The sequence below is a fragment of the Streptomyces katrae genome (assembly GCF_000966975.1).
GTDB lineage: Bacteria > Actinomycetota > Actinomycetes > Streptomycetales > Streptomycetaceae > Streptomyces > Streptomyces katrae.
Genome location: NZ_JZWV01000512.1, coordinates 1 through 4,387 on the forward strand (window position 1 = coordinate 1; position 4,387 = coordinate 4,387).

Sequence of the window (4,387 nt, forward strand, 5' to 3'; positions counted from 1 at the left end):
GACCAGTACNGCCCCGGACCGGTGGTCCCCGCCCTCGGCGCGGAGCCGGCCGGCGGCGGCCGCGCACTGCAGGACGCCGAGGGCGCCGGAGGCACTGCCGAAGCGGTGGGTGAGGTCGTGGCGGGGGACGTCCCCGGCCTCGTTCCCCCGGTGACCCTCGGGAACGAACCACAGGGCCGGTGCGCGACGGCCGTCGCCCGGGGTGCCCAGGAGCCGGTCCAGGCAGGCCGCGACCCCGGCCTCCCGGGCGTAGTCGCCGAGGACGGCCAGGCCGGCGGCGCCGCGCTCGGCGGCGGCGGAGGCCCGTTCCAGGACCAGGGCGACGGCCCCGTCCAGGAGTTCGGCGGAGGGCCGGCCGAGGAGTCCCTCGACGTAGCGGTTGGCGGTCTCGACGCCGACCACGAGGACCCGGTCGGCGCGTCCGGCGCGGATCATCACCGCGGCCCAGTGGACGGCGTCGAGGCCGGAAGTGGCTCCGTTGCAGACCATCAGGTTGGGGCCGCGCAGACCGTGGCGGATGGCGAGGGAGGAGGCGGGGACGTTGCTGGAGGCGTTGGGCAGGCCCATGGGGCTGATGCCGGCGACGCCGTGCTCCTTGATGCCGTCGGCGACCTCGCAGACGGTGTCGAGGTTGCCCAGGTTCGAGCTGACGACGACGCCCGTGGAGGTGCCGGGGACGGACAGGGCTCCGTCGGCCAGCAGGCCCGCGTCGCGCAGGCCGGCCTCGGCGGCGCAGAGGGCGAGCTGGGAGGCCCGGTCCTTGTAGCGCAGCCCGCGCCGGCCGATCAGGGCGCCGGGGTCGACGGGGTCGTGCCCGGGGGCGGGGCGTGCGTCGAGCAGGTCTGCCGGGCCGGTGGTGCCGGGCAGGGCGGAACCGATACCGGTCACCAGGACCTCGGCGGCCGGAACCCCGGCCGCGTCCCGGCCGTTGCGGGAGTGGTTCACCGTGCCGCCCTCTCCACGACGGCGACCGCGTTGACGCCGCCGAATCCGAAGGCGTCGACCTGGGCGAGGACCGGCTGCGCGGTGGTCTCCCGGTCGCGGACGAGCCGGAAGCCGGCCGCCTCCTCGATCGGTTCCCGCAGCCCGATGACGGGCGGTATCCGGCCCGACTCCAGGGCCTTGAGCGCGACGATCAGGCTGAGCAGCCCGGAGCCGCCCGAGGTGTGCCCGGTCATCGACTTCACCGCGGTCATCAGCGGGGTGCCGGCCTCCGGTCCGAAGACGTCGCCGATGGCCGCGGCCTCGGCCTCGTCGTTGAGCAGGGTGCCGGTGCCGTGCAGCATGACCAGGCCGATGTCCTGGGGCTTGACCCCCGCCTCGCGGTGGGCGCCGCGGACGGCTTCCGCGATGCCGTCCCGGTCGGGAGCGGTGACGTGGTAGCCGTCGCAGTTGACGTGCACCGAGCGCAGCCGGCCGCGTACCGCGGCGCCGTCGGGCGCGGCGCCCTTGGGGTCGCTGCGGCGCAGGACCACGGCGGCGGCGCCCTCGCCCATGAGGACGCCCTTGCGGTCGCGGTCGAAGGGCCGCAGTACGTCCGGGGCTTCCATGTGGACCCGGTCCAGGAGTCCGTACATGCTCTCGGTGAGGGTGTCCACACCAGCCACGACGACGGTGTCCGAGGCGCCGGCCGCCAGCAGGTCGCAGCCCAGGGCCAGTGCGTACAGGGAGGCGGAGCAGGCGTTGGAGAAGGTGTGCGTGCGGACCGCCCCGAAGCGCTCGCGCAGGGCGGTGCCGAAGTGCAGGCCCGCCATGTCGAAGTCGGCGCCGTCGCGCCAGCGCAGCTCCGCCGAGCGCAGTTCGCGCAGGCCGGTGCCGACGAGGACCGGTACCTCCGAGAGGTCCTCGCCGAGTCCGGCCCCGCGGACCGCCTCCTCGATGGCCGCGATCAGCCAGCGGGTGGCACGTCCCGGCTCGTCGGTGCCGGGGGCCGGACGGTCGTCGATCTCATAGGCGTGCCGGGCGCGGAAGCCGGAGCGGTCGAAGCCGCGGAGCTCCGCGCGCCCGCTGCGGCCGGCGCACAGGGCCTCGAAGACCTCGTCGACTCCGGTGCCGACGCTGGCGACGGCACCGAGGCCGGTGAACACCAGTTCGGGCAGGGCGGATTCCGCCGGGGCGGGGCGGGGGGTCATGTCCGGGCCTCCTCGTACTTGCCGAAGATCACTACGGAGTTGTTGCCGCCGAAGGCCAGCCCGTTGTTCTGGACGACCCGTAGCTCGGCGTCGACGGCGTGGTTGGGGACGCAGTCCACGCTGCATTCGGGGTCGGTCTCGACGTGGTTGATCGTCGGGGGGATGAACCCCTCGGTGAGGGCGAGCGCGCAGCCGATCGAGGCGAGGGCGCTGGCGGCCCCCATGCTGTGGCCCAGCATCGACTTGATCGACACGGTCCGGGGGGTACGGTCGCCGAACACCTGCCGGATGGCGCGGGCTTCGGTGACGTCGTTGGCCTTGGTGCCCGTGCCGTGGGCGGAGATGAAGTCCACGTCCTCGGGCCCCACCCCGGCCGCGTCGAGGGCGAGCCGCATGCACTGCGCCACGCTGTCCTGGTTCGGGGCGACGGGGTGGTGGGCGTCGCAGTTGAGCCCGTACCCGAGCACCTCGGCGTGGATGCGGGCGCCGCGTGCCAGGGCGGAGTCGAGGCTCTCGAGGAGCAGGACCCCGGCCCCCTCACCGGTGAGGATGCCCTTGCGGTCGATGTCGAACGGCTGGCAGCGCTCCGGGGCGATGGTGCCGAGCCGGTAGAAGCCGGTGAAGGTCTTGCGGCAGAGGGCGTCGGCGCCGCCGACGAGGGCGTGGTCGACCTCTCCGGTGCGGACCGCGTCGAAGCCGTAGCCGATGGCGTAGTTCCCGGCCGCGCAGGCGGTGGGCAGGGTGACGGCCTCGACGCGGCTGAGGCCGAACTCGTGGGCGATGGCGGCCGAGAGCCGGCCGGCGGGCACCCGGGCGGTGACGGTGGGGTCCATGTGCTCGGCGCCGCGCCGCACCTCGGTTTCGACGAGCTGGTCGAGGTCGCGGGACTCCCCGTCGGTGGTGCCGATGGAGATGAGGCAGCGGCCGGCGCGCAGGTCCGCCTCGGCCAGTGCCGCGTCCTCGAGGGCCATGCGCGCCGCGGTCACCGAGAACTGGCTGGCCCGGCCCAGGGTTTCGGGTTCCAGGTTCTTGATCCAGTGGGTGGGGTCGAAGTCGACGATCTCGCAGCCGTTCGCGTGATCGAAGCCCTCGGTGTCGAACGCGGTGATCGGCTTCGCGGCGCTACGGCCCGAACGCAGCCCGGAAAGGAACTCGGAGGCGCCCAGCCCGATGCTGGAGACCGCGCCGAGCCCGGTGATGACCACCCTGTTCGCCGGTACATCAGTCATGTTCATCCCGCTATCTCGCAGGCCGGCGGACCGGCCGTTCCCAAGGTGTTCCGTCCGTGGACCCGGCGCCGCCCGGCCCTACTTCCAGTCGGCGGATTCCGCGACGACCTCGTACACGCCGTCGAGGTTCACCATCCGGCCGAGTTCGGTCTGGTTGATGACGACGTTGAATTCCTTCTCCAGGGAGGCGAGGATCTCGATGGCGCGCAGCGAGTCGGCGTCGTGATCCTCCTTGAAGAGGCTGGTGGCGGTCACGTCCTCGGGGTCGATTTCGAGGATGTCGCAGACGATGTCCTTGATGGTCTCGCGGCGTTCTTCGGTCGTAGCGGCCACAGGAATTCCCCATTCGTGGTGAAGGTGGTCCGGATACCCGGAGGAGTACGCGGCTGACTTCCGCGTCGATGGAGAACCTATTCAGTGGGCGAGGCCTTCGAAAGGGCTCTGTCAGTTAGCTGCCAGACCGGATCCGCGGAGGGTTCAGGGGCGTTCCGGCTGGCATTTTCCGGTCGGCCGGAAAGGGGTCAGGCGGTGCGCCGCCAGGCGCCGGGGGCGGTGTACCGGCCCCGGCGGCGCGGGCCCCGGCGGCCGGGGGCCGACGTGGCGGGCGCCGGCTCGGCGGCGGGGCCGGCGGTCCGGGCGAGGAGTACGGCGGTCAGCGCGGCCAGTTCCTCCGGCCCGGGTTCGCCCCGGACGACCCGGAACAGCGGTGCGCCCCGTTCGGTGTGTCCCCTGCTGGTGTCCATGCTGGTCTCCCCTCCCGTCACATCGGCGGGTTGCCGTGCTTGCGGTCGGGCAGTTCCGCGTACTTGGCGCGGAGCATCGCCAGGGAGGCGGCGAGCACGGAGCGGGTGTCGGCGGGGTCGATGACGTCGTCCACGAGGCCCCGCTCGGCCGCGTAGTACGGATGCATCAGCTCGGCCCGGTACTCCTTGATCTTCTGCGTCCGGGTCGCCTCGGGGTCGTCGGCGGCGTTGATCTCGCGGCGGAAGATCACGTTCGCCGCGCCCTCGGCGCCCATCACGGCGA

The 4,387-nt window shown here is 73.1% G+C and carries 6 protein-coding genes; all 6 read right to left on the reverse strand.

Translation table 11 applies throughout. From position 1 onward, the window contains the following. On the reverse strand, positions 1-945 hold a 945-nt coding region (locus VR44_RS18705), incomplete at its 3' end, for a beta-ketoacyl synthase N-terminal-like domain-containing protein (RefSeq protein ID WP_045948679.1). After that, a complete protein-coding gene (locus tag VR44_RS18710) occupies positions 942-2,132 on the reverse strand; it encodes a beta-ketoacyl-[acyl-carrier-protein] synthase family protein (protein ID WP_045948680.1) in 1,191 nt (396 codons plus the stop codon). The genes VR44_RS18705 and VR44_RS18710, both read right to left, overlap by 4 nt. After that, on the reverse strand, positions 2,129-3,361 hold the full coding sequence (locus VR44_RS18715; RefSeq protein ID WP_045948681.1) for a beta-ketoacyl-[acyl-carrier-protein] synthase family protein: 1,233 nt from the start codon (positions 3,359-3,361) through the stop codon (positions 2,129-2,131). Before VR44_RS18715 ends, VR44_RS18710 begins: the two co-directional genes overlap by 4 nt. Positions 3,362-3,439: 78 nt before the next feature. Next, positions 3,440-3,694 carry an acyl carrier protein gene (locus tag VR44_RS18720; protein WP_045948682.1) on the reverse strand — a complete coding sequence of 85 codons (255 nt, stop codon included), beginning with the start codon at positions 3,692-3,694 and terminating at the stop codon, positions 3,440-3,442. A 188-nt stretch (positions 3,695-3,882) separates the two neighbouring features. Further along, positions 3,883-4,104, reverse strand: coding sequence for an acyl-CoA carboxylase epsilon subunit (locus tag VR44_RS18725; protein ID WP_045948683.1), 222 nt, complete (start codon positions 4,102-4,104; stop codon positions 3,883-3,885). Positions 4,105-4,121: 17 nt separating this feature from the next. Continuing rightward, positions 4,122-4,387 (reverse strand): carboxyl transferase domain-containing protein (locus VR44_RS18730; protein ID WP_281187155.1); only part of this gene is annotated, 266 nt, incomplete at its 5' end.